General features: G+C 68.3%; 1 protein-coding gene and 1 pseudogene. Both read right to left on the reverse strand.

All coding sequences use genetic code 11. The annotated features are described in order from the left end of the window. Positions 1-329 (reverse strand): IS66 family insertion sequence element accessory protein TnpB (gene tnpB / locus AC1DY5_RS58200; RefSeq protein WP_478123123.1); only part of this gene is annotated, 329 nt, incomplete at its 3' end. Further along, positions 326-541, reverse strand: a pseudogene (locus tag AC1DY5_RS58205) (IS66 family insertion sequence element accessory protein TnpB); the annotation flags it as partial. The gene tnpB and the pseudogene AC1DY5_RS58205, both read right to left, overlap by 4 nt.

A 541-nucleotide genomic window follows, 5' to 3' on the forward strand; every position in this document is an offset into this window, starting at 1 on the left:
ATCACTCTCAATTGCTCCAGGCGCTGCCAGGGCAGCCCGAGCACCAGAGCGTCGAATTGATCCTTGCTCAGCGCCAGCGGTGCGGCGTCGGCTGCGACGTTGCGTGGCCACTCGAAGCTGCCTTTGTTCAGTCGTCGTGCGGCGCACCACACCCCGAAGCCATCGTGCACCAAGAGCCTGATGCGCGATGAACGGGCGTTGGCGAACAGGTATCCGTGATGAGCCTGCGCGGCGCCGAAGACCTGAACGACGCTCGCCAGCAGCCGCTCGGTGCCGGCGCGCATGTCGATGGGCTGCACCGCCAGCCAGACGGCRTCGATGCGAATCACCGCAGCAGCTCCCGCATCCAGGCCGCACACTCCGCAGCGGCGGCGCACGGCCAGCTCACGGTGATGGCGGTCGTGCCCCGGTGCAATTCGATGCGAATGGCCGCGGGCTCAGCCTCGGCGGGCGGGATTTGCACCGGCATGAAGGCGGCGACCACAGTGCTGTTGGCAGCCCTCGCCAGCGCGCCGCCACCACGCCGCTCGGCCTCAAGAAC

Source organism: Variovorax sp. P4_D9 (genome assembly GCF_056401695.1).